Here is a 24,543-nt window from a genome sequence, read left to right as displayed (position 1 = left end):
ACCAAGTTCACATCATCATGTCGTCCGGCACTCGTCTCGTGACCTACTCTTTGGGCGCAATGAGCGAGCTGAGACAGCACCGGACGTTGCCGCCAGGCGAGGAGATCGCATGAGCGACCATCGGCAAGTCGCTGTGAAGGACCGCAGGGCCGAGCCCACCGGGCCCGGCCGCAGGGCCGCGCGGCGGTCGGGCGGCGACGACCGGCCTCCGCCCGAGGAGCCCCCGGCGTCCCGCCGCTCGTCCGGAAGGTCACCGCGGCGCGGCGGGCTGGGCCTGAGCCGCTGGATCGGCATCGGGGTGACCGGCCTGCTGGTCGCCGGGTCCCTGGGCGGCTACAAGGTTTATCACGACATCGAGGGCAAGTTTCAGAAGCAGAACATCGACGACGAGCTCGGCAACAACCGCCCTCCGGAGACCGGCGCGCTCAACGTGCTCATCGTCGGCTCCGACTCCCGCGAGGGCGCCGGCAACAAGAGGTACGGCCAGCACATGCAGGGCCTGGGCGAGCGGACCGACACGATCATGCTGCTCCACATCTCCCCGGACCGCGACAGGGCGACCCTGCTCAGCTTCCCCCGGGACTCCATGGTCCAGGTCCCGCAGTGCCGCAGCCCCCAGACCAAGGCGCTCATTCCCCCCGGTCTCAAAATGATCAACGCGACGTTCAACGAGGGCGGCATCGCCTGCACGTGGCGGACGATCGAGTCGCTGACCCAGATCCACATCGACCACTTCGTCAAGGTCGACTTCTCCGGGTTCAAGAACATCGTGGACGCGCTGGACGGCGTGCCGATCTGCGTCTCCAAGGACGTGGTGGATCCCAAGGCCAAGCTGAACCTCAAGGCCGGCACCCACGTCGTGAAGGGCGAGACCGCCCTCGCCTACGTCCGGGCCCGCTACCAGATGGGCGACGGCAGCGACCTCAGCCGGATCAAGCGGCAGCAGGTCTTCCTCAACCAGGTGATGAAGAAGGCCACCAGCTCCGACCTGCTGACCGACCCGATCAAGCTGAACTCCTTCCTGCAGGCCGCGGCCGGCTCGCTCACCATGGACAGTCACCTCAACGTCAACCGCATGATGGAGATCGCCCAGAGCGCGAAGAAGCTCACCGCCAAGGGCCTGCAGGCCATCACCGTCCCGTGGATGCCCGACCCGGCCGACAAGAACCGGGTCGTCTGGAAGCCCGAGGCCGCCACCCTGTTCGAGGCGATCCGCGCCGACACCGAGGTGACCCCGCCGGCCAAGGACGCCGCCAAACCGAAGGTGAAGAACGAGCAGGTCCGGGTCCAGGTGCTGAACGGCACCGGCAGGTTCGGTGTGGCCAGCGAGGTCGCCACCAAGCTGGTCGCCCAGGGCTTCGTGGTGACCCAGGTCGGCAACGCCGGCCCGGCCACCGGGGTCCCCACCACCTCGGTCCGCTACGCCAAGGCCGAGACCGAGGGCCCCGCGTACGGCGACGCGCTGGCCCTGCGGCTCTCCGGCGACAAGCTCACCCCCGTCGCGGGCAAGATGCGGGGTACCAACGTGCAGAACTACGCGCCGACCATCCCGGTCACCGCGCCGCCCAAGGGCCCGATCATCCAGCTGGTCATCGGCGCCGACTGGAAGGGCGTCCGCGTCCCCGCCAAGATCCCCGACTCTCTCAAGGGCAACGTCGTCGACAGCAAGACCGACCCCTGCCAGTGACCCGTGGAACCCGCCTCCGGCGCGCGGGACGGCGCCGGAGGCGTGCCGCGCCGTGCCCGGCGCACCGTCGCCCGCGTCCGGTGCGCGGCACGGCGCCCCGTCGCGGGCGCCGCCCCGGACGCCGGGCTCCGGCCCGCGCCGGGCCGGACGCACGAGGCCACGCCGGGCGACGCGGACCGGGTCACGACGAGCTGGGCACCAGGTCACGTTTTCCGGAGAACCCTGTGTCCACCGGGGCCGTTGTGCGACATCGGCCGCGTTCCCGGTCTAGGGTTGTCGGGTCGGCGAGGCGGATCCCACTCTGCCGCATCCCTCGGCGATCCCCGGGCGTCCCGCCGGCACGACCCACCGCTCCCGCTTCAGAGAGACGATCGAGCCCACCGTCCGCCTTCCTCCGAGAGATAGCCGAGCGTTTGCCCCGTGAGTGATCCCCGATTCCCCTTCCAGGTACCGGCTCCCCGAGACGACGGCCCCGGCGGGTCCGGCGGCGGGCAGGACCGGGCGTCCGGCCGGCGGCCGGCGTCCGAGACGCCCCAGCCCTCCTGGCCGGAGCCGCCGGACGGGGGCGGCAGGGGCCGCCGTGGCGGCGGCCGGGGTCACCACGGAGACGGCCGGGACCCTCTCGGGGACGACCGGGACAACCGGAACAACCGGGGGGACGAGCGGGACGAGGAGGCCGGCGAGGTCACCATGTGGGGCTACCCGCCCTACCGTGAGCCCGCCCAGAAGCCGGACGCCCCCTCCTGGGGCTCCCCGGCGCCCGACTCCCCCCGGAACCCCTCCGGGTCCGCCTCCTCGTGGGGCTCCCCGGGCTCCGCGGCGCCCGGCCCGCACGAGGCCCCGGGCCGGCACGCCCACGGGGCGCACGAGTCCCCGCGCGGGGAGGCCCACGGCCTCCATGAGACCCCGGCCCGGGAGGCTCACGGCTTCCACGAGGCCCCGGGCCGGCACGCTCCGGCGTCCGGCCGCGGCGAGGCCCCCGGCTGGGGGACCGAGTCGCCCACTCCGCGGGACGGCTGGGCTCCGTCCGGGGCCGGGGAGCCCTGGGCGCCGTCCGGGGTGGAGGAGCCGTGGGCGCCGGCCGGCGTCGAGGAGCCGTGGGACCCGCCGCGGGCGCGGACGCCGTATCCCGGCCGGACGGCCCAGGACCCCTGGACGCCGGACGCCGCCCCCCGGGGCGGTCTCCAGGACGGCCGAGGCGGTGTCCCGGATTCCCGGCGCGGTCTCCCGGACCCTCTGGGCGGTGTCCCGGACCCCCGGGGCGCGCAGAGCACGCGGAGCGCCCCCGCCGGGCGGACGGCGGACCCGCTGGACCCGGCCTGGACGCCGGCGCCCGCGGGCGCGCACATCCCGGCGTGGGCGTCGGCGGCCTCCGCCCCGGCACCGCCGGAGACCGGAGCCGGCGAGCAGCCGTTCTCCTACTGGGACAAACCGCAAACCCGGCTGTCGCACTGGGGCCACTACCCCGAGGCGGACGAGGAGCCCCGGCCCGTGGAGGAGCCTCCCGCCCCTCCGGCGAAGAAGAAGCGCGAGCCGTACCTCGACAACGTCAAGTTCGTCCTGATCGCCCTGGTGGTGACCGGTCACTCGCTGGTGCCCACCCTGGCGGCGCACTCGTCCAAGGCCGCGTACCTCTTCATCTACACGTTCCACATGCCCGCGTTCGTGCTGGTCAGCGGCTATCTCGGGCGCAACTTCTGGAACTCCAACGCCAAGATCAACAAGCTGGTCGACACCATGCTGGTGCCGTACGCGGTCGTGGAGCTGGGGTACGCGCTGCTGCGCTTCGCGGTCGGCCAGAAGTGGTCCCTGACGATCATCGACCCGGCGTGGCTGAACTGGTACCTGCTCGCCCTGGTGCTGTGGCGGATCTCCACGCCCATCTGGAACCGCATGCGGCAGCCGGTGCTCGTCGCGCTCGTCATCTCCATGGTCGCCGGCTTCTCGGAGATCTCCGGTGACTTCAGCATCGACCGCTTCTTCGGCCTGCTCCCCTTCTACGTGATCGGCCTGGTGCTCAAGCCGGAGCACTTCGACCTGCTCAAGCCGCTGTGGGTGCGGATCACCGGCGGGATCGTGCTGGCCGGAGGCGCCGCGGGGGCGATCCTCATCGCCCCGCACGTCAGCCTCAAGCCGGTCTACTACCGCTACAGCTTCAAGTCCATGGACATGAGCTGGTGGCTCGGGCTCGGCGTGCGCGGCGCGATGCTGCTGGCCGGGCTGGCGCTGTCGGTGGCGCTGCTGGCGGTGGTGCCGCGGCGGCGGACGTGGTTCTCCGACCTCGGCACCCGCACCCTCTACGCCTACCTGCTGCACGGCGTCGTCGTACTCGTCGCCAAGGACCAGAAGTGGCTGAGCTTCCCCTGGCTGTACGGCCCGCTGGGCGTGATCGCGATCGCCTCCAGCGCGCTGGTGCTGGCGATCATCCTCTGCCTGCCGGTGACCCGCACGGTCTTCAAGTGGCTGCTGGAGCCGCGTCTGGTGTGGCTCTACCGGCGCCCGGCCGGGCAGCCGACGTCCCCGCCCCCGACGGTGCCCGCCGCGGACATGCCCGCCGCCGCGACGCCCGCCGACCCGGCCGCCGGGCCCGCCCGCGGGGAGAGTTCAGCCCGGCTTCCCCGGTGATTAACCCGGCACACCCGCCGACGACCGAAGCTCCATCCAGCATCGGCATATGAGGGTATGTGTCGGGACGATCATCCACCATCCCGAGGACGCCCGGATCATGCACAGGCAGATCCGGGCCCTCCTCGACGCGGGGCACGAGATCACCTATGTCGCCCCTTTCACCGACTGCAACGTCACCCCGATCCCCGGGATCCGCGCGATCGACGTCCCGCGCGCGCTCGGCGCCCACCGCGGCCGGGCGCTGCGGGCGGTGCGCGGAGCGCTGCGGCGCGGGGCCGAGGACGCCGACCTGCTCCTCGTCTGCGACCTCGCGTCGCTGCTCCGGCTGCCCCGCCGCCGCCCCGTCACCGTCTGGGACGTCCGCGACGACGCCGCCGGTCCGCGGGCGGCGGGCCCGTTCCCCGGGCTCCCGCACCGCCTCCCGCGCCCGCTGCTCCGCCTCGCCGAGTCCCGTGCCGAGCGCCGCGTCCACCTGATCCTGGCCGACGAATCCCTGCGGGAGCGGTTCGAGCTGTCCCACCCCGTGGTCCCCGGCGCCGCCCGCGTGCCCGGCCGGCCGCCGCGGCCGCCGGCCGGGGCACGGGTCGTCCACCTGGGCCGGCTCCGCGCGGACGGCGGCGTGGCCGAGCTGGTCGAGCTGGCCCGGCGGCTGGCGCCGTACGGGATCAGGACGGACCTGATCGGCGAGGCCGACCCGGAGGTACGCCCGGCGGTCCGCGACGCGCAGCGGGCGGGCCTGCTCGACTGGTACGGCCACGTGCCCGACCGGCACGCGACGCGGATGGCCGAGGGCGCCCTGGCCGGGCTCTCGCTCCCGCGCGACCTGCCCGGCGCCGGGCGGGCCATGCCCGTCGAGGTCGTCGAGTACATGGCCCGGGGGCTCCCGGTGATCACCACCCCGGCCCCGGCCGCCGCCGCGGCGGTCGAGCGGACCGGCTGCGGCGTGGTGGTGCCCTTCGGCGACGTGGACGCCGCGCTGCGCGCCGTGCTGACGCTTCGGGACGACCCCGGCCGGGCGGCGGACATGGGCGCGCGCGGGTACCGGGAGGCGCTGCACCGCCACGACTGGGCCGACCACTCGGGCGGGTTCGTCGAGCTGCTGGAGGGCTGGGCCGCGGCGGGCGCCGCCCCGGCGCCCGCCCGTCCCCACCCCCTGCCCGCCTGACCGCGTCCCCGCCCGCCTGACCGCCAATCCCCGCGCCTCCGCCCCGCCTGACCGCCCGCCCTCCGACCGCGCCGCCCCTGACCGCGTCCCCGCGCGCCTGACCGCCCGCCCCCTGCTCGTCTGACCGCTTGCCCCCGCGCCCCCGCCCGTCTGCCCGCCCGGTCGTCCGACCGTCCGCGGAGTTCGTCCCCCGACGCGTGCATGCCGCGTTCTTCGCGGGTATGCCAAACGGAAGCGACGGGAGAATCGAGGATTGGTCTAGTGGAGCCATGGCACGCCATCTGATCCAGGGCCGCGAGGTCGCCACACCGGTCCGCGTCCAGGACGCCATGGCCTGCACGGCTTCCTACCTGGTCCGTGCCGACGCGGCCCGCGCCGTGATCGCCTACTCGGGGCTCGACGTCGTCGAGGTGCTTCCCGGCAAGGCGCTGTGCACGCTGGCGTTCCTGGACTACACCGAGGGGGACCTGGGGGCCTACCACGAGTTCGGGATGACCTTCCTGATCCGGCCGCCGGAGGCGGGCCCGATGCCCCGCCGCCGTGGCCTGCGTCACGGCCTACGTCACGGCCTGCGTCACGGCCTTTCGGAACCGCTGCGGGCCGGGGCGGGGCTGTTCGTCCACTGGCTCCCCGTCGACCAGGGGTTCACCCTGGAGGCCGGCCGTACGATCTGGGGTTTCCCCAAGGAGCTGGCCGACATCGACCTGCGCGTGTCGTCCCCCTACAAACGGTGCGTCGTCCGCCAGGACGGCCGCCTGGTGCTGGATCTCCTGCTGCGTCCCGGCGTCCCGGTGCCCGCGCCCGCCCTGACCGCCTCCACCGACGCCTACACCCACCAGGACGGCGTCACCCGCCGCGTTCCCTGGTCGGTGACGCCGCGCGGCGGACGGGTACGGCCGGCGGGCGCCCTCATCCGCCTGGGCAACCACCCCGTCGCCAGGGAGCTGAGCGAGCTGGGCCTGCCCGGCGGCGCCCTCCTGACCGCCACGGCCGCACACGTGACCATGCGTTTCGAGGAGGCCAAGACCCTCTAGGTCTCGGGGAGGGACCGGCGGCGGCCGAAGCGGGTGCGCCACAGGCCGGCCGCGCCCAGGGCCGCGGCGGCGCACGCCACCGGGATCGCGGGCAGCATGTAGCGGTGGTCGAAGTCGAGCGCGGCGATCGGCCCGAGGAACAGGAACATCGCCACGGCCCACGGCAGCAGGGCGGCACGCCGCCGTCCGATCGCACCCAGCCCGCCGAGCAGCAGCAGCACCGCGAACAGCGGGCCGTGCAGGACCTCCGGGTAGCGGTACGCCGCGAGGAACGCGTCGTACGGCGCGACGGACGACATCCCCCGGATGGCGGGATCGTACTCACCCCGGACATGATCGATCAGCGGGAACGACGGCAGCGGCCAGGAACCGGCCGGGAACGTCAGGGCCGGGACGATCCGCTTCGGGTGGCGCACCGGCGTCCACGCGAACGCGAGCGACGCGTCGGCGGCGACCTCGCGCAGGTAGTCGAACGGCTGGGCGGCGATGGCGCGCAGCGCGAACGACCTGGCCAGATCGTTGTGGGAGAACCGGTCCCCCGGCAGCCGGTTGAGCGAGGCGCCCGCGGCCCACACGTACTCCGAGGCCGCGTCGACGACGGTGCCGTTCGGGCAGAGGCGCGCCTCGGCGGCCGGCGGCCTGATCTCCGAGCAGTCGGCGAACGTCATGGTGCGCGCCCACAGCGCCACGCCGTCCGAGCCGCTGAGCGCGAAGCGCCCGTGGTGCTGCCGGTACCAGCCCGCGTAGGCGGCGAGCGGCAGCGTTCCCGCGAGCACCAGCGCGACCACCCGCCGCCACCCGGCCCGCCGCAGCACCAGGTGGAGCGCGAACAGGGCGAGCAGCGGCACCGCGGCCGTCCGGGTGAGCCCGGCCGCCGCCAGCAGCGCCCCGGCCGCGGCGGCCGACCGCAGCGAGGGCTTCTCCCGCCACATGACGACCGTCAGCGCGGCGATGACCAGGAACGTGACCTGGGTGTCGGAGAGCACGGCGTGTTCGAGCCGGAGGAACGCCGGGTTGAACAGCACGGGCAGCGTGGCCAGGGTCGCGCCCCACGCGGGCAGCGAGCGGCGGCGCAGCAGGAGATAGATCATCAGGCCCATGCCGAGCCCCAGGACGTGTTGCACGCCCGCCACCAGCGCGACGCTGTGGAACGGCCGGAGCAGCCACAGGAGCACCGGATAGCCGGCGGGGTGGAACGCGCCGCCGGGCTTCAGGTGGACGGCCGTGTCCAGGTAGGTGAACGAGTCGTACCAGTAGAGCTGGGCGGTGTCGTAGCCGAGCATGACGACCGCGCGCAGTGCCGCCGCCGAAGCGATCACGACGGCGAACAGGCCGTGCCCTGTGTCGAGCACCCGGCGCAGGCGGTGCCGCGCGCCGCCCGGGGAGATGACGGGTTCGATCCGGACGCCGGCCGTTGAGGTGAGCATGGAAGGTCCCCCGGTTCGGAGCCGGGCGGTTCCCGGCTTCGAAGGAGAACTGAAACGATCGATCGATAAACTCGTCGTCACCTGATCCGGTTATGTCCGCGTTATGGCGTTGCTGGCATGGTGGCGCGATCTGACGGCATCGCACGACGTCGATGGCATGGGGGGCAGCACGTTGCGGGTACTGGTCGCCGAGGACGAGCGGATGCTCGCCGACTCGATCGCGGAGGGGCTGCGCGGGGAGGCGCTCGCCGTGGATGTCGCCTACGACGGCGAGGCGGCGCTGGAGCGCGTGCGGGTCCACGACTACGACGTGCTGATCCTGGACCGGGACCTGCCGGGCCTGCACGGCGACGAGGTGTGCCGGGCCGTGGTGGCCGACGCCGCGGCCGTGCGGGTCCTCATGCTCACCGCGTCGGGGGACGTGCGCTCCAGGGTGGCGGGGCTGTCGCTCGGCGCGGACGACTACCTGCCCAAGCCGTTCGCGTTCGAGGAGCTGGTGGCGCGGGTCCACGCGCTGGGCCGGCGGGTCCGCGCGGCCGACCCGCCGATCCTGGAGCGGGCGGGCGTACGCCTGGACTGGGCGCACCGGCAGGTGTTCCGGGACGGCCGCTACGTGCCGCTGGCGCGGAAGGAGTTCGGCGTGCTGGCCGAGCTGCTGCGCGCCCGCGGGGCGGTCGTCTCCGCCGAGACGCTGCTGGAGAAGGTGTGGGACGAGCACATCGACCCGTTCACCAACACGGTTCGCACGACGATGATGAAACTGCGCCGCAAGCTCGGCGACCCGCCGGTCATCGAGACCGTCACCGGGGCGGGGTACCGGATCCCGTGACCTCCCCCAGGGCGGAGCCCCCACACCGGAGGAGCCCATGAAGAGCAGTGTCAGGCTTCGGTTCGCCCTCGCCTGCGGCGGAGTGTTCGTCCTCGTCGGGATCGTCCTGGTCGCCGCGCTCGCCCTCGTCGTACGGCAGAGCCTGGAGCCGCGTGACGGGCTCCGGCAGCCCGAGTGGATCCGCGTCGCGGGGAAGACCCACTGGCCCGGCAGCGAGGAGTACTACATCGCCGGTCAGCGGGCCGCGCAGATCAGGCGCGTCTACCAGGACAACACGATCAAGAACGTGCTGACCTGGGGCGGTGCCGCGGTCCTCGCGGGCGGCGGGCTGGCCGCGGCGGCCGGCTGGCGGGCGGGCGGCTGGGCGCTGCGCCCCGTCCGGACGGTCACGGCGAGCGCGCTGCGCGTCTCCCAGAGCCACGACCTCGCCGAACGCATCGCGCACGAGGGACCGGCCGACGAGATCAAGGAGCTCGCCGACACCGTCGACCTCGTCCTGGCCCGGCTGTCCCGCTCCTTCGACGGGCAGCGGCGGTTCATCGCCAACGCCTCGCACGAGCTGCGCACACCGCTCACCATCAACCGCACCCTGGTGGACGTGGCGGTCCGGCGTCCCGACGCGAGCGAGGACGTCAAACGGCTCGGCGAGTCCCTGCTGGTGGTCAACACCCGGCACGAGCGGCTGATCAACGGTCTGCTCGCCCTGGCCGAGGGCGAGCGCGCCGTGCTGGACCGGCGTCCCTTCGACCTGGCCGACGTGGCCGAGCACGTGCTCGACCTGGCCGCCGGTGAGGCGAAGGAGCAGGGGGTGACCGTCCACCGGCTGCTCGACCCGGCGCCCACGGCGGGCGAGGCGGTGCTGGTCGAACGGCTCGTCCAGAACCTGGTGGAGAACGCGGTCCGGCACAACCACGCGGGCGGGCAGGTGTGGGTGTCCACCCGGCGGCGGACCGACCGGGTCGAGCTGGTGGTGTCCAACACCGGGCTGCCCGTGCCGCCGTACGAGGTAGAAACGATCTTCGAGCCGTTCCGGCGGCTGCACGGGGACCGGCTGCGCTCCGACCGGGGCAGCGGTCTCGGGCTGTCCATCGTCCGGGTGGTCGCCGAGGCGCACGGCGGCACCGTGGCCGCGGAGCCCCGCGAGGAGGGCGGGCTCACGGTGGCCGTCGAGCTGCCGCAGGTGAACGTCTGACACCCGCGCCGCGGCGGCTCGGCCGCCCCGTTCAGCCGGCCTGGTCCAGCAGGCCGCCATCACCGACCCCCACCAAGCCCGCGCGAACCCCCACCTGGCCGTCCTGTCGGCTCTCAGCCACGGCGACACCACCACCGGCGACAAGATCTTCGCCGCCATGCTCGACGCCCTCGACCACATCGAGTTGGAGCAGGCGCAAGGTTATATTGACGAAGTGCTGGCCATGCTTCCCACAGCGGCCCGGCAGATCCTGGAGGCGATGATGAGCACCGGAACCCGCGAGTACAAAAGCCGATACGCCCGCCACTACTACGGCCAGGGCAAAGCGGAGGGGAAGGCGGAAGGCATCGCGGAAGGCGAAGTCCGAGGCGAGGCCAAGATGCTGCTGCTCATCCTGACCGCCCGGGGCATCGAGGTGCCCCAGGACGCCCGGGAGCTCATCCTGGCGTGCACCGACCTGGAACGGATCGAAGCCTGGGGACGCCGCGCGGGCACCGTCGCCTCCATCGACGAACTACTCGGCTGAAGGGGTTCTTCCGAATTCGGTCGTCAACGAATCTCGATCCGAGTCCTCTCGACACCCATGTCAGCCGCCGAGGTCCAGCAGGGGGAGCTCGGCCCGGGTGGGCAGGCCCTGCCAGTCGCTGGGGCCGGAGGCCGCGAAGGCCGCGAGCAGCGTGCCCCGGCGCAGCCGGTCGGCCGGGTGCAGGTTCTCCAGGAGGGCGCTGAGGTATCCCGCCGTGAAGGCCTCCGCCGAGCCGCCCGGGTCGACCACGGGAGCGGTGCGGCCCGGGGCGTCGTGGCGCACGCCGTCCACCCGGACGCTGGCGCCCCGCGCGCCCCGCATCACGATGACCTCCCGGTCGCCGGTGAGCGCGGATTTGACCAGGTCCAGCTCGGCCTGGTGGACGAACAGCACGTCGGCCGACAGGGCGAGCGCGCCGAGGACCTCCTCGGCCTCCCGCAGGTCCGGCCAGAGCCGCTCGCGGTAGTCGACGGCCACCGAGACGGCGACGCCGGAGAGCCGGGCGGCGCGCACCGCGACGTGCAGGGCGTCCCGCGCGTTCAGGGCGGCCGTGATCCCGCTGACGTGCAGGACGCGGGAGGCGGCGATCCGGTCCAGCGGGACGTTGCCCTGCGCGAGCCGGGTGCCCGTCAGGTAGTGGGTGACCCGGGCCGCCTGCCCGGGACGGCACTCCCGTGTCAGCATCGCGGTCGCGAGCCCCTCGTCGGCCCGGACGTCCGAGACGTCCACGCCCTCCCCGCGCAGCGCGGTGACGATCCGCGCGCCGAACTCGTCGGCGCCCACCTTGCCCAGCCACGCCACCTCGTGCCCGAGCCTGGCCAGTCCGACCGCGACGGTGAACTCGGCCCCCGTCACGTCCAGCCTGGCCTCGTGCTCGTGCCGGATCCGGCCGCTGGTGACGACGCCGAAGGCCTCGCCGAGGGTGTAGACGTCCACGTGGAACCTTTCGCGGCGCCGGACGACGCCGATGGGCCATCGTTTCCCGGCCCGGAGGGGCGCTCCGGAGAACGACCGGGACCCGAACTCTAGCGGGGCCGGGCCGGGCCGAGCAGGTCCCACCGGTTGCCGGAGATGTCACGGAACACCGCGACGTGCCCGTACGGCTCGGCACGCGGCGGCGTGACGAACTCGACCCCGGCGGCGGTCATGCGCTCGTAGGCGGCGTCGAAGTCGTCCGTCCGCAGGAAGAACCCGACCCGGCCGGCCGCCTGGTCGCCTACCGCGGCGAACTGCCGTTCCCCGTCGGCGCGGGCGAGCAGGATCCCGGTCCGGGCGCCGGGCGGCCGCACGACGACCCACCGCTTGGGGCGCCCGTCGTTCGTCAGCGACGGAGAGTCCTCCACCAGGTCGAAGCCGAGGACGCCGGTGAAGAACTCGATCGCCGGGTCGTACTCCTCGACGATGATCGTGAAAAGGTCGATGTGCACCCCGGGAGCCTAGAGGGGATCACGTGTGCCATCATAAAGTAACGATCAGTCCAAAACATGGGGTGTACGGCGGAGCCGCCGCGTCCCCGGTGTCCAGGAGAGGTGCGCGGGAGATGAGATTCACCGACAGGGTCGTGCTGGTGACCGGCGGAGGGTCCGGCATCGGGCGGGCCGTCGCCCTGGGATTCGCGCGGGAGGGCGCGGCCGTGGCGGTGGCCGGTCGCCGCCGGGAGTCCCTGGAGCGGACCGTCGAGCTGGCCGAGGCCGAGGGCGGCAGGGCCGCCGCGTTCACCGCCGACCTGACCCGCGAGGCGGACGTGGCCGCGCTCGTCGACGGGATCACCGGCCGGTTCGGCGGCCTGGACGTCGCGGTCAACAACGCCGGGACCTTCACCGCCGCCCCGGTCGCGGAGACCTCGGAGGAGGAGTGGACCCGGGTCCTCACCGTGAACGCGACCGGCGTCTTCCTCGCGATGAAGCACGAGATCGGGGCGATGCGCGCCCGGGGCGGCGGCGTGATCGTCAACATCGCCTCCAACATCGGCGCCCACCACAGGATCCCCGGACTCGGCGCCTACGCGGCGTCCAAGGCCGCGGTCAGCGCGCTGACCAGGACCGCGGCCCTGGAATGCGTCGGCGAGGGCATCCGCGTCAACGCGGTCAGCCCCGGCCCGTTCGACACCCCGATGTCGATGCGGCCCGGCGAGGCCGAGGCCGACCGGGCCGCCCGGATGAAGGAGCAGTCGCCGATCGGCCGGGTCGGCGCCCTGGAGGAGATCACCGGCACCGTGCTCTGGCTCGCCTCCGACGAGGCCGGCTACGCCGTGGGGCTCGACCTCGTCCTCGACGGCGGTGCCAGCGCCTGAAGCCGGGCCGGGCCTCCCGGGACGTCCGGGACCTCCGGCCCGGGGCCGCTCGGGGCCGCTCACCGGCGGGCGGCCCGGAGGCGGTACTTCTGTCCTGGTCGATCCCGGATCGACGGACCTTCCCGCCCCGGCGGGCGTCCGGGAGCGTGGACGCATGCGAACTCTTCTCACCGCAGCGCTGCTGCTGGCGGCCAGCGTACCGCCCGCCGGGGGTCCCTGGCGGGCACCGGCGGGCCGGCCGGACCCCGCGGTCGTCCGGGTCGAGACGGGAGCCGTGCGCGGCGCGGTGACCGACGAGCACCGGGTCTTCCAGGGCATCCCCTACGCCTTCGCGGAACGCTGGCGGTCGCCCGGCCCCGCGAGGCGCTGGGACGGCGTCCGGGACGCGACGGAACCCGGCCCGATGTGCCCGCAGGTCGGCTCCGACTACGCCGACACGGCGAGCACGAACGAGGACTGCCTGGTCCTCAACGTCACCACCCCCCGCGCCCACGCCACCGGCCGCCCGGTCATGGTGTGGATCCACGGCGACGGCGCGCTCGGCGCGGGCCACTTCTCCGACGCGCGCGCCCTCGCCTCGCGGGGCGTGGTGGTCGTCACGATCAACTACCGGCTGGGCGTGTTCGGCGCGTTCGGCTACCCGGGACTCGCGAACTCCGGCACCTACGGCCTCCAGGACCAGCAGGCGGCGCTGCGCTGGGTCCGGCGCAACATCTCCTCCTTCGGCGGCGACCCGTCGAACGTCACGGTGTTCGGCGTCTCCTACGGCGCCCTGTCCATCGGCGGCCAGCTCACCTCGCCCGGAGCCCGGGGACTGTTCCGGCGGGCCATCATGCAGAGCGGCGAGACCATGATGGACATGCCCGCCGGCAGCATGTTCCCCGGCCTGCCCGCCGCGCCCTCGTTCGCCTGGCGCGGCACCGCGGAGGTCGAGGCGCTGGGCCGCGTGTACGCGGAGAAGCTCGGCTGCCGGGACCTCGCGTGCCTGCGCGCGCTGCCCGTGGAGGACATCCTCGCGGTGCCGCAGATCATGAACGTCTTCCAGGCGTACGCCTACGGCAACGAGGTGCTCCCCGTCTCCCCCGCGGAGGCGATCCGCGCGGGGCGCTTCCACCGGGTGCCGGTGCTCGCGGGCGCGACCCGTGACGAGCACCGGCTCTTCGTCGGGCTGAACTACGACGCGGCGGGCGCGCCGATGACCGCCGGGCAGTACGGCACACTGGTCGCCGAGGCGTTCGGCGACGACGCCGCGCGGGTGATGCGGGAGTACCCGCCCTCCTCCTACCGCTCCCCCGGCGAGGCGTGGGCCGCGGTGATGACCGACCGGATGTGGGCCAGGGGCGTGCACGAGCAGAACACGCTGCTGGCCCGGCACGTCCCCGTCTACGGCTACGAGTTCGCCGACCGGGACGCGCCGATGTTCCTGCCGCTGGAGGCGGACTTCGACTGGGGCGCCTACCACGCCTCCGACCTGCCGTACCTCTTCCCGGAGAGGAAGGCGCGGCTGACGGCCGCCCAGTCGCGGCTGGCGGACCGGATGACCGGCTACTGGACGAACTTCGCCCGCACCGGGTCGCCGAACGGCCCCGGCCTGCCCGCGTGGCCCCGCCTGTCCGAGGGCCCCCGGAGCACCCTGTCGCTCGCGCCGGACGCGATACGGCCGGTCGACTACGCGGCCGGGCACCGGCTGGACCTCTGGGAATAACCTGGTGCGCGTGGACGGGTCCTGGAAGCCGGGGGCGTCGGCCTTCTCCTTCTGGGCGGGGCTGGCCTACTTCCCCGCCCGAGAGCTGGCCGGACGCCCGGACTGGCCCGGCGTCCTCGGCCTCGCCGCGGTCGTCGCCGCCTACCTGCTGGCCGTCCGCGCCGCCTTCGCCGGACGCCTCCGGGCCGCCGTCCCGCTCCTCGCGGTCCTGGTCACGGTGACCTTCGCCCTGTGCGCGGCCCACGGCGGCAAGTGGCTCTACCTGTGCCCACTGCTCTCCATCGCCTGCGGCGTGGTGCTGCGCGGGCGGGTCCTGCCGGTCGCGCTCGCGGCGGTGACGATCGTCTCGATGCTCGTCACCTGGTGGCGGGGCGGCGGTGAGGACGCCATCGCGGCCGTCGCCTGGGGCACCTTCACCGCGGGCCTCGTCACCCACGTCACGCTCAGGCTGTTCGCCGTCATCGCCGAGCTGCGCGCGACCCGGCGGGAGCTGGCGAACGCGGCGGTCGCCGCGGAACGGCTGCGCTTCTCCCGGGACCTGCACGACCTGCTGGGACACACGCTCTCACTGATGGTCGTCAAGGCCGAGGCGGCACGCAGACTCGCTCCCCGCGACGCGGAGGCCGCCGCGGCGCAGTCCGGCGACATCGTCTCCGTCGGACGCCGGGCGCTGGCCGAGGTCCGCGCGGCCGTGGCGGGCTACCGCGGGCGCGGCTTCGCCGAGGAACTGGCCGCCGCGCGCGCGGCCCTGGCGGAGGCGGGGGTGCGTGTCTCCGTCGCCCTCGGCGGCCTGTGCCCGCCGCCCGCGGCCGACACGCTGTTCGGCTGGGCCGTGCGGGAGGGTGTGACGAACGTGATCCGTCACGCGGACGCCACGTGGTGCGAGATCACACTGACCGACCGGGAGGGGGAGATCGTGCTGGAGATCGGCAACGACGGGGCCGGGGCCCCGGCCGGACACGCGGCGGGCGGAGCCGGGCGACCGGCGGCCGGGACCGGCGGCCGGGACGGGGAGGGAGCCGGCGTGCGGAACGGGCCGGGCGCCCGATCAGCCCCGGCGGACGGCACGGGATACGGGCCGGGCCCCCGACCCGCCCCGGCGGACGGCACGGGATACGGGCTCCACGGGCTCGCCGAACGCGCGGCCGAGGCGGGCGCCGGGTTCGAGGCCGGTCCGCGGCCGGGCGGCCGGTTCACGCTGACGGTGGCGATCCCGGCGACGGCCGCGCGATGAGCGGACATAGGGCACCGGGTGACGACCACGCCACGGCGGGGGAAGGCTCGGCTCAGAGAGACGGCGGCTCCATGGCGGGGGACGGCTCGGCCTGGGAGGACGACGCCGCGGCGCTGCGGATCCTGATCGCCGAGGACCAGGGCATGATGCTCGACGCGCTGGCGCTGCTGCTCGGCCTGGAGGACGACCTGGAGGTCGTCGCCCGAGTCGGCCGCGGGGACGAGGTCGTCACGGCGGCACTGGCGGCGCGGCCCGACGTCGCGCTGCTCGACATCGAGCTGCCCGGCCGCAGCGGCCTCGACCTCATCGAAGAGCTGCGGGCGAGCCTGCCGGGCTGCGCGGTGCTGATCCTCACCACCTTCGCCCGCCCCGGCTACCTGCGCCGGGCCATGGAGGCGGGCGCGGCCGGCTTCCTGGTCAAGGACGGCCCGGTCGACGAGCTGGCCGCCGCGGTCCGCGACGCCGCGGCGGGACGGCGGATCGTCGACGCGGATCTGGCGGCCGCCGCGCTGCGCGCCGGGCCGAGCCCGCTGACCGGCCGCGAACGCGACGTGCTCGCCGCCGCGGTCGACGGCGCCACCATCGCCGATCTGGCGGCGCGCCTGCACCTGTCGGAGAGCACGGTGCGCAACCACCTGTCCTCGGCGATCGGCAAGACGCACACGCGCAACCGCATCGAGGCCGCCCGCCTCGCCCAGCGCAACGGATGGCTCTGACCGCCGCGTTCCCGAATGACACCTGCCGCGTGCTTGGGCGGCGGACGGCCAGGCCGAGCATTCCGGGCGTTCCACCCGGATCCGGCGCGGGCCGGCCGGAACCCGCACGGACCGCCGGATCCGGCGCGGGTCAGACGATCGGTGGGCGGCCCAGGCGGAGCATCCGCCAGGCCGTCTTCCAGCCCATGGGACGGCGCTCCCCGGCCGGCTCGCGCAGGCCCTCGGAGAACCCCCGGAACCACGCGCGCAGCGCCGTACCGGAACGCTCGCGGATCAGGGTCAGCATGACCCAGTTGACGAGGTACGGAACCGCCAGCGCCCAGGGCAGGTTGCGCCGGGCCAGCCAGACGCGGTTGCGCGCGTTGAGGCGGTAGAAGTCGGCGTGCCGGGTCGGCGGGACCTGCGGGTGGTACATGACGGTCTGCGCGTCGTACTCGATCCGGTAGCCCTCCCCCAGCAGCCGCCAGGCCAGGTCGGTCTCCTCGTGGGCGTAGAAGAACCGCTCGGGGAGACCGCCGACCTGCAGGAAGGCCGACCGCCGGATGGCGCAGGCGCCACCCAGGAAGGTGGTGACCGGGGAGGACCGCTCGGGGTCGCCCGCGCGCAGCCGCGGGACGTGCCGGCGCTGCCCCACGCCGCCGTCGGGGTCCTTCACCCGGAACGAGACGACCGCGAGGTCGTGCTCCTTGGAGAAGCGCTCACGCAGGTGGGAGACGACGTTCGCGTCGCCGTACCAGCCGTCGTCGTCGAGGAAGAGGACGACGTCGCCCGTGCACTCCTCGACGCCGCGGTTACGGCCGGCCGGGATGCCGGCGTTGTGGCCGAGCCGTACCGTCCTGATCGACGCCGACGAGCCCGGCGGCACGGTCACCGGCAGCTCGGGGACGTCGGCGCCGTTGCCGACGATGACCACCTCGACGTCGCCGTCGACCTGGTTCAGCGCGGACTCGACCGCACGACCCAGCTCGGGGACCCGGTTGCCCATGGTGAGGATGACGCACGAAATCTTCAACGGGTCATCGTCCTGACGCGTCGAGAGCACGTGCGGAGCATACTTTCATGATCACCGAGTCTGCTGGGTCGGGCGGCTGTGGCATTGCTGGAGCCCTCTGGTACGGGGGACAAGCGTATCGGAACCGTCGGCGGACACCCGCCAAACGACGCCGGATCTCCGCACCTACGACGCACCGCGCCGCCGTCCGGTTCCGTGCCGTCCACTTCCCCGGCACCCGCCCTTCAGCCGCCCGGTCCCCGGCCGCCCCCCGCTCACGAGAGCCGCCGGGAGGCCAGGATGCTGACCAGGTGCAGCACCATCTGCAGCACGGCCACCACGACGCAGGCCACCGTCAGCACCCTGGTCGCGGCCAGGCCGCCGGCGAGCTGGTCCCAGACCGCGGCGACCATCACGAGGAGGGACAGCTCGACCGCCTGGACGATCCGGTGGAACCTCAACGCGGCGGCCGCCCTGCGGGCCATCCCCAGGCCGCGCGAGCGGAAGTGCTCCGCCGACGCCTCGGTGGCCGCGACCAGGCCGGACCGGGCGCGCGCCACGTCCACCAGGTCGGTCTCCGCCTTGATCAGGATCGCGCCGAGCGCGGCGGCGAAGCCCAGCACGGTGTACCAGTCGGGGCGGACCTCCGACGCCCGGAAGCCCAGCCCGATGAGCATGGCCGCCTCGGCGAAGTAGTGGCCGACCCGGTCGAGGTAGACGCCGGTGATGGAGGTCCGCCCGGTCCACCGCGCCAGCTCGCCGTCGGAGCAGTCGAGCAGCAGGTAGAGCTGGACCAGCAGTGCGGCCAGCACGGCGGCCCACAGGGTGGGGACCGTCAGGACCACGCCCGCCAGCAGCCCGGTGACGATCATCAGCCAGGTGGTCTGGTTGGGGGTGATCGGCGTCTTGGCCAGCAGCCAGGTGACGTAGATCGACAGCTTGCGCATGTACAGCGCGCCGGCCCAGTGCTCACCGCTGTTGCGGTCCATGGTCGAGTGCGGCTGGGCGACCGCGCGGAACTCAGCGACCGATGGTCCGGACATAATCTTCCACCCGATCACGGATCTCGGCCTCGGACAGGCGCAGGTGCTCAAGGATCGTGTAGCGGCCCGGACGGGTCGCCGGGGCCAGCACGACCGCCTCGGTGAACTGCTCCACGCTCAGCCCGGCGTCGGCGGGGCTGACCGGGAGGCCGTGCGCGCGCAGACACTCGGCGACCTGGCCGAGCCGGCGTTCGTCCTCGCGCAGGAAGAAGCAGAAGGCGGCACCTATCCCGGCGAGCTCGCCGTGGTTGGAGGTGCCGGGGAAGAGCTGGTCCACGGCATGAAGGATCTCATGATCTCCGCCACTCGACGGACGGGACGACCCGGCGATCACCATCGACATCCCCGAGAGGATGAGCGCCTCGGCCAGCACGGTCAGGAACGCGTCGGACTCGACCGAGTCGGACCGCCCCATCACCGCCTCCGCCGCGGTGCGGGCCATCGCGCAGGCCACGCCGTCGATCGGCTCGCCGCGCTCGGTGTTGCCGAGCTGCCAGTCCTCGATCGCCGACAGGTTGCTCACGACGTCGCCGACGCCGGAGCGGACCAGCGACGACGGGGCGTCGTGGACGAAGTCGAGGTCGACCATGATGGCCAGCGGCATCGGCACGCCGAAGGAGCCCTTGCCGCCGTCGTGGGTCAGCGACGCCACCGGCGAGCAGATCCCGTCGTGCGACAGGTTGGTGGCCACCGCCACCATCGGGATGCCCGCGAGCGACGCGGCGTACTTCGTGGCGTCGATGGTCTTGCCGCCGCCGATGCCGACGACGGCCTCGTAGGCGCCCTTGCGCAGCTCGGCGCCGAGCGTGACCGCGGCGTCCACCGAGCCGTCGGGAACCCGGAAGATCCGGGCCTCGTCGAGGGAGGGGGTGATCATCGAGGTGATCCGGTCACCCTGACCGGCGCCCACCGCCACCGCCACCCGCCCGGAGGTCGCCACCCGGCTGTCCGCCAGCAGCGAGCCGAGCTGGGCGATCGCCCCCCGCCGCACCTCCATGCTCAGGGGGGCGGGGAGCATCCTGGCTAGTATCGGCACGCGATCTCCCGCGCCTTGGCCAGGTCGTCGTGGTTGTCCACCTCGACCCAGGAGACGTCGCCGATCGGGGCGATCGCGATCTTCTCCCCGCGGTTCACCATCTCCTGGTAGCCGTCCTCGTAGTACAGCTGCGGGTCGCGCTCGAAGGTGGCCCGCAGCGCGTCGGACAGCCGCCCGGCGGCGCCGGGACGGATCAGCGTCGCGCCGATGTACTCGCCGGCGGCGTCGGCCGGGTCCATCAGCTTGGTGATCCGCGCGAGGTGGCCGTCTCCGCCGAGGGTGACCTTCATCTCCTCGTCGGCGAGCTTCTTGACGTCGTCGACCGCGAGCAGGATGTCGCTGCTCTCCGGCGCCGACAGCAGGGTGTGCTCCACGGAGACCGGGTGCACGGTGTCGCCGTTGACCAGCAGCACGCCCTGCTCGAAGTACTCGCGGGCGCACCACAGGGAGTAGGCGTTGTTCCACTCCTCGGCCTTGTCGTTGTGCACGAGGGTGAGCTTCACGCCGTGCCGCCGCTCCAGCTCGGCCTTGCGCTCGTGTACGGCCTGCGCCTGGTAGCCGACGACGACCACGACGTCACGGAGGTCGGCCGCCGCGAGGTTCCGCAGCGAGATGTCCATGATCGTGGTCTCGCCGTCGACCGGCACGAGCGCCTTGGGCAGCGTGTCGGTGTACGGCCGCAGGCGACGTCCGGCCCCGGCGGCCAGCACCATTCCCAGCAACGTGCACTCCTCATCCGAATGAGCCCCTCATCGGGCGCTCCTGGCCCCAAAGGTTAGTTGCCTTTACGCCCCGATGGTGTATTCGGAGGTTCACCGGGGGTTTCTCAGCCGGTACCGGCGGGCCCGCCGGCGTCCGTCCCGGACCCCCTGGAACCCTCTGGGCCCTCGGGGCCCTCGGGGCCCGAGGCGGCCAGCCAGCAGGTGACGCTCTCCCACCCGAAGAGCCCCCACAGGTAAAGGGAGAGCAGTGCGAACAGGAGCGTGACCTGCCCGGCGAGGCCGCCCAGCGCGATCAGCAGCATGCGGCCGTCCCAGCCGAAACCGGCGGTGGCCAGCCAGGACGGCGGATAGACCCGCTGCCGCAGCCGGTAGACGACGTCGTAGTGGTGGAAGGCCATCGCGCCGAGCAGCAGGAAGATCAGCCAGTACGGCACGCCGTGCGCGAACCCCACCGCGGCCGCGAAGCCGTACTCGGTGAGGCGCAGGATCGGCGGCACCAGCCAGTCGAGGCGGCCGTCGTGCGGGTGGGAGCTGCCGGGACCGGCCAGCAGCAGCGCCACCGCCGGGGCGAACACCGCCAGGCCGTCGGCGCCGGCCACCCCGACCAGCAGCAGCACCGCGGTGACGAACGTGCCGGCGAGCACGGGCGGCAGCGGCGGGAGCTGCCCGGCCACCAGCGCGCCCATCGCCCGCGACAGCACCCCGTCGTCCCGGTAGGCGACCAGGGTGCCGCGCGGCACCGTCGTCATCTGCACGGTCGTCACGATCGCACCCGCCTCACCGCCCGCGTCGCGGCCCGTCCCCCGCGCGGCGGCGGGACGGTGCCCTCGCGGAGCCCGTCACTCATGATCATTTGCTCAGCGACCTGCCGATCCGGCCGGTGAGCGTATAGAGGGTGGCGACGCCGCCCCAGGTCAGCAGCGCGAGGAAGGTCACGCGCGCGTTGAACAGCGCGGCGGTCACCGAGATCAGCGCCATCCGCTCCCCGATGGGGAGAACGACGATCTTCTTCAGCCAGCGGGTGGGCGAGCTCCGCTCCAGCAGCCGCGACAGCCGCACGACCGGGTTCCCCTGCGGCGGGCCTCCCGGCGGCACGGCCCGCGCCCCCTCCCCCGGCTCCGGCCCGGCGGAGGCCGGATCGGCGGGCGGGCCGGCGAGAGGCCCGGCTGCGGTGCCGGACGGCGGGGCGGGGCGTGCCGGCGGGACGGAATGGGACGGCGCCGGCCGCGCCGCCGGGCCGGACGCGCCGGCCGGGACTCCGCGGGGCCCGGCGGAGCGGGTCCGCGCGGCGTCGGCGCGCGACCCGGCGTAGGAGAAGTCGATCATGTGGCGGAGCGCCTGAAGGATCATCGCCGCCACCGCCAGCGCCCAGATGCCCTCCGGGCCGCCGCCCGGCGCGTCGTGCCCGGCCGCGTAGCCGACGGCGAGCCCCATGTAGACGACGTACTCCTTGGCCCGGTCGAAGATGGCGTCCAGCCACGCGCCGGCCGGGGAGAAGATCCGGGTGTAGCGGGCGAGCTGGCCGTCGACGCAGTCGAGCACGAACGACAGGTAGACCAGGACGGCCCCGGCGACCAGGGCCGGGCGGGTGCCCGCGGAGAACCAGGCCGCGGCCAGGAGCGCCAGTCCCGCCGAGAACCAGGTGACCGCGTTCGGCGTCAGCCCGAGCGCGGCGGCGGGCCGCAGGAGGTGCCCGGACCAGGAGCTCACGGCGTAGGTGGCGAAGAAGCCGTCGTCGGCCTTGACGGCGGCGTCCAGCCGGGCGTGGGTCACGTCCACCTCGTGCAGCCGCCGCACGGCCGCGTCGGCGTCCGCCTGCCCGGCGACCCGCTCGCAGCGCAGCCGTCCGAGCCCGCGGGCGCGGACGTGGACGCCGTAGCGGACCAGCCCGGCCAGCAGCAGGTCGCCGGCATCCGCGTCGCCCGCCGCGCCGAACGCGCCGGTCTCCGCGAGATCGGCGAGCGTCTCGGCGGTCTCGGCCAGCCGCCCGAGGTCGGCCTCGCCCACCCGCAGCGCCCCCCGGAAGGTGCCGTTGGCGCCGGTGACCTCGTGCAGCGAGGTGCCCGCGGCGGCGACCCTGCCGCCCTCGGCCCGGACCGGCGGGCGCAGCGGCCCCGGGTCGTCACCGTCCGTGACGACCAGCGCGGTCGTGCCGCCGCCCGGGGCGGACAGGAGTACGGCCAGCGCCTCGGTGTGCGCCACCAGGTCACCGGCGAGCACGGCCACCGGACCGGTCGCGGCGCGGGCCACCCGGGCGACCCGGCGCAGGTCGTCGGCCAGGCCGTGCGACCCCTCCGACCCGATGAGGTAGGCCCCGCCCGGCGCGCGGGTGATGTCGCCCGACCGCGCCACCACGTGGACCTCGCCGACGGAGAGCGCGACGAGCTGGGCGGTCAGCCGGTCGAGCAGCGTGCCGTCGTCGCAGCGCAGCGCGGCGCCGGCGGTGGTGGCGAGCACGACGGCGGCGGCCGTGCCGGGGGCGGACCGTCCGGGTCTCCCCGCGCGGCCGGGCGGCGCGTCGCCGGGCGCGCGAGGGCCGGACGACGGGCCGTACGACCTCCCGTCCGGCCCGCCGTACGGCTCGCGGAGGCCGCCGGGCGGCGCGTCGCCGGACGCCGGGTCGCCGGGCGGCGCGTCGCCGGGCGGGGGCGGGAGGTCGTCGGACGCGTGAGGGCCGGACGGCGCGGGCGCGTGGGAATCGTGCAAGACCGGGCTCCTTCGTATCCGACGGGATGACCGTGCGAATCGGGAGTGCGCACTTAGCGTAGCGAGATCTTGACCGGATAGCACGGGAGCGCGGCCTGCGATCGGGTACGCACCCATTACGCTCGCGGTAACCGACCGTCGAAGGAAGCTGACCTTGGCCGCTCTCGAACCCCGCCTCCGCACCGTCGCCGTCGTCCTCGCCGGAGGGGTGGGCCAGCGGGTCGGCCTGAACACCCCCAAGCAGCTCATCAAGGTCGCGGGCAAGACGATCATGGAGCACACGCTGTCGGTGTTCGACGCGGCGCCGGAGATCGACGAGATCGTGGTCCTGATGACGCCGGGCTTCACCGCCGACGTGGAGCGGCTCGTCGCCCGCAACGGCTTCCGCAAGGTCAGCAAGGTCCTGGAGGGCGGCGCGACCCGGCCGGAGACCACGTGGCGGGCGCTGCAGGCGCTGGGCACGCGGGAGTGCGACGTGCTGCTGCACGACGCCGTGCGACCGCTGCTGGAGCCGCGGATCATCACCGAGTGCGTCGAGGCGCTGAAGGTGTACTCGGCCGTCGACGTGGCGATCCCCAGCTCCGACACGATCGTGGTGGCCGCCCCCGGCCCGCGCGGGGAGATCGTCCGCGACGTCCCCGACCGGTCCCGGCTGCGGCGCGGCCAGACGCCGCAGTGCTTCCGGCTCTCGGTGGTCCGCGAGGCGTACGAGCGGGCCTTCGCCGACCCCGACTTCGACCGGCAGCCGCCCACCGACGACTGCGGCGTGGTGCTGCGCTATCTGCCCGACGTGCCGATCTACATCGTGCGGGGCAGCGAGCACAACATGAAGGTCACCCACCCGGTGGACGTGTTCATCGCCGACAAGCTCTTCCAGCTCGCCGCCGGCGCCGCCCCGCACCACTCCGCCTTCGCCCACCGGCAGGCGCTCCAGGGCAGGACCGTGGTGGTCTTCGGCGGCAGCTACGGCATCGGCGCCGAGGTCGTGGAGCTGGCCGGGCGGCACGGCGCCCAGGTGTTCCCCTTCTCCCGATCGCTGAACGGGGTGCGGGTGGAGGACCCACAGGCGGTGGGCGACGCGCTCGACCTCGCGGCCAAGGAGACCGGCCGGGTCGACTACGTCGTCAACACCGCCGGGGTGCTGCACATGGGGGACCTCGGCGAGACGAACGACGCCACGGTCACCGAGACCGTCGGGGTGAACTACCTCGGCCCGGTCAACATCGCCCGCGCCGCCCTGCCGCACCTGCGCGAGACCCGGGGCCATCTGCTGCTGTACACCTCGTCCTCCTACACCCGGGGCCGGGCCGGCTACAGCCTCTACTCCTCCACCAAGGCCGCCGTGGTCAACCTGACCCAGGCGCTGGCCGACGAGTGGGCCGAGGACGGCGTGCGGGTCAACTGCGTCAACCCCGAGCGGACCAGCACCCCGATGCGGGTGCGCGCGTTCGGCGAGGAGCCCGCGCACACCCTGCTGTCGCCGCGCGCCGTCGCCGAGACCTCGCTGGACGTGCTGATCTCCGACATCACCGGCCACGTGATCGACGTCCGCGTCGACGCGGGCTGACCCGGCGTCCCCGGCGGTTCCCCGGCGCCTCCGCCGCCCGGG

General features: G+C 73.9%; 21 protein-coding genes. 12 read left to right on the top strand and 9 right to left on the bottom strand.

Annotated elements, in window-relative coordinates:
* Positions 1-109 precede the first annotated feature (109 nt).
* The 4 genes from ACFYSC_RS08810 (at position 110) to ACFYSC_RS08795 (ending at position 6,514) form a co-directional block, all read left to right on the top strand.
* Positions 110-1,687 (top strand): LCP family protein, encoded by a 1,578-nt coding sequence (locus ACFYSC_RS08810; protein WP_389958674.1) that lies wholly within the window; start codon positions 110-112, stop codon positions 1,685-1,687.
* A gap of 420 nt (positions 1,688-2,107) precedes the next feature.
* Positions 2,108-4,312: an acyltransferase family protein gene (locus ACFYSC_RS08805; RefSeq protein WP_389958671.1), complete on the top strand. Its 2,205-nt coding sequence runs from the start codon at positions 2,108-2,110 to the stop codon at positions 4,310-4,312.
* A gap of 49 nt (positions 4,313-4,361) precedes the next feature.
* Positions 4,362-5,480, top strand: coding sequence for a glycosyltransferase (locus ACFYSC_RS08800; protein ID WP_389958669.1), 1,119 nt, complete (start codon positions 4,362-4,364; stop codon positions 5,478-5,480).
* Positions 5,481-5,749: 269 nt separating this feature from the next.
* A complete protein-coding gene (locus ACFYSC_RS08795; protein WP_389958666.1) occupies positions 5,750-6,514 on the top strand; it encodes an acetoacetate decarboxylase family protein in 765 nt (254 codons plus the stop codon).
* On the opposite strand, the gene ACFYSC_RS08790 is transcribed toward ACFYSC_RS08795, so the two are convergent.
* A complete protein-coding gene (locus ACFYSC_RS08790) occupies positions 6,511-7,941 on the bottom strand; it encodes a hypothetical protein (RefSeq protein WP_389958664.1) in 1,431 nt (476 codons plus the stop codon). The genes ACFYSC_RS08795 and ACFYSC_RS08790 overlap by 4 nt on opposite strands.
* 172 nt (positions 7,942-8,113) lie before the next feature.
* On the opposite strand from ACFYSC_RS08790, the gene ACFYSC_RS08785 reads away from it, so the two are divergent.
* The 3 genes from ACFYSC_RS08785 (at position 8,114) to ACFYSC_RS08775 (ending at position 10,488) form a co-directional block, all read left to right on the top strand.
* Entirely contained in the window at positions 8,114-8,770 is a 657-nt protein-coding gene (locus tag ACFYSC_RS08785) for a response regulator transcription factor (protein WP_362929395.1), read from the top strand.
* A 37-nt stretch (positions 8,771-8,807) separates the two neighbouring features.
* Entirely contained in the window at positions 8,808-9,962 is a 1,155-nt protein-coding gene (locus tag ACFYSC_RS08780; RefSeq protein ID WP_389958661.1) for a sensor histidine kinase, read from the top strand.
* Between the two features lie 157 nt (positions 9,963-10,119).
* On the top strand, positions 10,120-10,488 hold the full coding sequence (locus tag ACFYSC_RS08775; RefSeq protein WP_389958659.1) for a hypothetical protein: 369 nt from the start codon (positions 10,120-10,122) through the stop codon (positions 10,486-10,488).
* Between the two features lie 60 nt (positions 10,489-10,548).
* On the opposite strand, the gene ACFYSC_RS08770 is transcribed toward ACFYSC_RS08775, so the two are convergent.
* Entirely contained in the window at positions 10,549-11,424 is an 876-nt protein-coding gene (locus ACFYSC_RS08770) for a sugar kinase (protein ID WP_389958656.1), read from the bottom strand.
* Positions 11,425-11,513: 89 nt separating this feature from the next.
* Entirely contained in the window at positions 11,514-11,915 is a 402-nt protein-coding gene (locus ACFYSC_RS08765; RefSeq protein ID WP_389958653.1) for a VOC family protein, read from the bottom strand.
* Positions 11,916-12,028: 113 nt separating this feature from the next.
* On the opposite strand from ACFYSC_RS08765, the gene ACFYSC_RS08760 reads away from it, so the two are divergent.
* The 4 genes from ACFYSC_RS08760 (at position 12,029) to ACFYSC_RS08745 (ending at position 16,436) form a co-directional block, all read left to right on the top strand.
* The gene (locus ACFYSC_RS08760; RefSeq protein ID WP_389958650.1) at positions 12,029-12,781 is read left to right on the top strand and encodes an SDR family NAD(P)-dependent oxidoreductase; all 753 of its coding nucleotides are present in this window, start codon (positions 12,029-12,031) and stop codon (positions 12,779-12,781) included.
* A 154-nt stretch (positions 12,782-12,935) separates the two neighbouring features.
* Positions 12,936-14,486 carry a carboxylesterase/lipase family protein gene (locus ACFYSC_RS08755; protein WP_389958647.1) on the top strand — a complete coding sequence of 517 codons (1,551 nt, stop codon included), beginning with the start codon at positions 12,936-12,938 and terminating at the stop codon, positions 14,484-14,486.
* 10 nt (positions 14,487-14,496) lie between these two features.
* Positions 14,497-15,720, top strand: a complete 1,224-nt coding sequence (locus ACFYSC_RS08750) for a sensor histidine kinase (protein ID WP_389958644.1) — start codon at positions 14,497-14,499, stop codon at positions 15,718-15,720.
* Between the two features lie 71 nt (positions 15,721-15,791).
* A complete protein-coding gene (locus tag ACFYSC_RS08745; RefSeq protein WP_389958642.1) occupies positions 15,792-16,436 on the top strand; it encodes a response regulator in 645 nt (214 codons plus the stop codon).
* 130 nt (positions 16,437-16,566) lie between these two features.
* Here ACFYSC_RS08745 and ACFYSC_RS08740 read toward each other — a convergent pair whose 3' ends face one another.
* The 6 genes from ACFYSC_RS08740 to ACFYSC_RS08715 all read right to left on the bottom strand — a co-directional run bounded on the left by ACFYSC_RS08740 (position 16,567) and on the right by ACFYSC_RS08715 (position 22,934).
* Positions 16,567-17,448 (bottom strand): glycosyltransferase family 2 protein, encoded by an 882-nt coding sequence (locus ACFYSC_RS08740; RefSeq protein WP_389958639.1) that lies wholly within the window; start codon positions 17,446-17,448, stop codon positions 16,567-16,569.
* Positions 17,449-17,702: 254 nt separating this feature from the next.
* Complete coding sequence (locus ACFYSC_RS08735; protein ID WP_389958636.1) at positions 17,703-18,470, bottom strand: CDP-alcohol phosphatidyltransferase family protein; 768 nt, start codon at positions 18,468-18,470, stop codon at positions 17,703-17,705.
* Positions 18,448-19,488, bottom strand: coding sequence for an iron-containing alcohol dehydrogenase family protein (locus tag ACFYSC_RS08730; RefSeq protein WP_389958633.1), 1,041 nt, complete (start codon positions 19,486-19,488; stop codon positions 18,448-18,450). Before ACFYSC_RS08730 ends, ACFYSC_RS08735 begins: the two co-directional genes overlap by 23 nt.
* Before the next feature lie 5 nt (positions 19,489-19,493).
* The gene (locus ACFYSC_RS08725) at positions 19,494-20,228 is read right to left on the bottom strand and encodes a sugar phosphate nucleotidyltransferase (protein WP_389958631.1); all 735 of its coding nucleotides are present in this window, start codon (positions 20,226-20,228) and stop codon (positions 19,494-19,496) included.
* 104 nt (positions 20,229-20,332) lie between these two features.
* Positions 20,333-20,992 (bottom strand): DUF5941 domain-containing protein, encoded by a 660-nt coding sequence (locus ACFYSC_RS08720; RefSeq protein ID WP_389958628.1) that lies wholly within the window; start codon positions 20,990-20,992, stop codon positions 20,333-20,335.
* Between the two features lie 85 nt (positions 20,993-21,077).
* Positions 21,078-22,934 (bottom strand): CDP-alcohol phosphatidyltransferase family protein, encoded by a 1,857-nt coding sequence (locus ACFYSC_RS08715; RefSeq protein WP_389958625.1) that lies wholly within the window; start codon positions 22,932-22,934, stop codon positions 21,078-21,080.
* Positions 22,935-23,088: 154 nt separating this feature from the next.
* Between ACFYSC_RS08715 and ACFYSC_RS08710 the strand changes: the two genes are divergently transcribed.
* Positions 23,089-24,501 (top strand): bifunctional cytidylyltransferase/SDR family oxidoreductase, encoded by a 1,413-nt coding sequence (locus ACFYSC_RS08710; protein WP_362929021.1) that lies wholly within the window; start codon positions 23,089-23,091, stop codon positions 24,499-24,501.
* Positions 24,502-24,543 lie beyond the last annotated feature (42 nt).

This window comes from Streptosporangium sp. NPDC004379 (genome assembly GCF_042873875.1).
Taxonomy (GTDB): domain Bacteria; phylum Actinomycetota; class Actinomycetes; order Streptosporangiales; family Streptosporangiaceae; genus Streptosporangium.
Note: the sequence above shows the minus strand (reverse complement) of the source record. Positions and strands in the feature narration are given on the sequence as shown.

What these genes read in the sequence shown, in the direction of transcription:
- ACFYSC_RS08810 (WP_389958674.1), top strand. Translation starts at nt 110, where the DNA reads ATGAGCGACCATCGGCAAGTCGCTGTGAAGGACCGCAGGGCCGAGCCC.
- ACFYSC_RS08800 (WP_389958669.1), top strand. Translation starts at nt 4,362, where the DNA reads ATGAGGGTATGTGTCGGGACGATCATCCACCATCCCGAGGACGCCCGG.
- ACFYSC_RS08795 (WP_389958666.1), top strand. Translation starts at nt 5,750, where the DNA reads ATGGCACGCCATCTGATCCAGGGCCGCGAGGTCGCCACACCGGTCCGC.
- ACFYSC_RS08790 (WP_389958664.1), bottom strand. Translation starts at nt 7,941, where the DNA reads ATGCTCACCTCAACGGCCGGCGTCCGGATCGAACCCGTCATCTCCCCG.
- ACFYSC_RS08780 (WP_389958661.1), top strand. Translation starts at nt 8,808, where the DNA reads ATGAAGAGCAGTGTCAGGCTTCGGTTCGCCCTCGCCTGCGGCGGAGTG.
- ACFYSC_RS08775 (WP_389958659.1), top strand. Translation starts at nt 10,120, where the DNA reads ATGCTCGACGCCCTCGACCACATCGAGTTGGAGCAGGCGCAAGGTTAT.
- ACFYSC_RS08760 (WP_389958650.1), top strand. Translation starts at nt 12,029, where the DNA reads ATGAGATTCACCGACAGGGTCGTGCTGGTGACCGGCGGAGGGTCCGGC.
- ACFYSC_RS08755 (WP_389958647.1), top strand. Translation starts at nt 12,936, where the DNA reads ATGCGAACTCTTCTCACCGCAGCGCTGCTGCTGGCGGCCAGCGTACCG.
- ACFYSC_RS08745 (WP_389958642.1), top strand. Translation starts at nt 15,792, where the DNA reads ATGGCGGGGGACGGCTCGGCCTGGGAGGACGACGCCGCGGCGCTGCGG.
- ACFYSC_RS08735 (WP_389958636.1), bottom strand. Translation starts at nt 18,470, where the DNA reads ATGTCCGGACCATCGGTCGCTGAGTTCCGCGCGGTCGCCCAGCCGCAC.
- ACFYSC_RS08730 (WP_389958633.1), bottom strand. Translation starts at nt 19,488, where the DNA reads ATGCTCCCCGCCCCCCTGAGCATGGAGGTGCGGCGGGGGGCGATCGCC.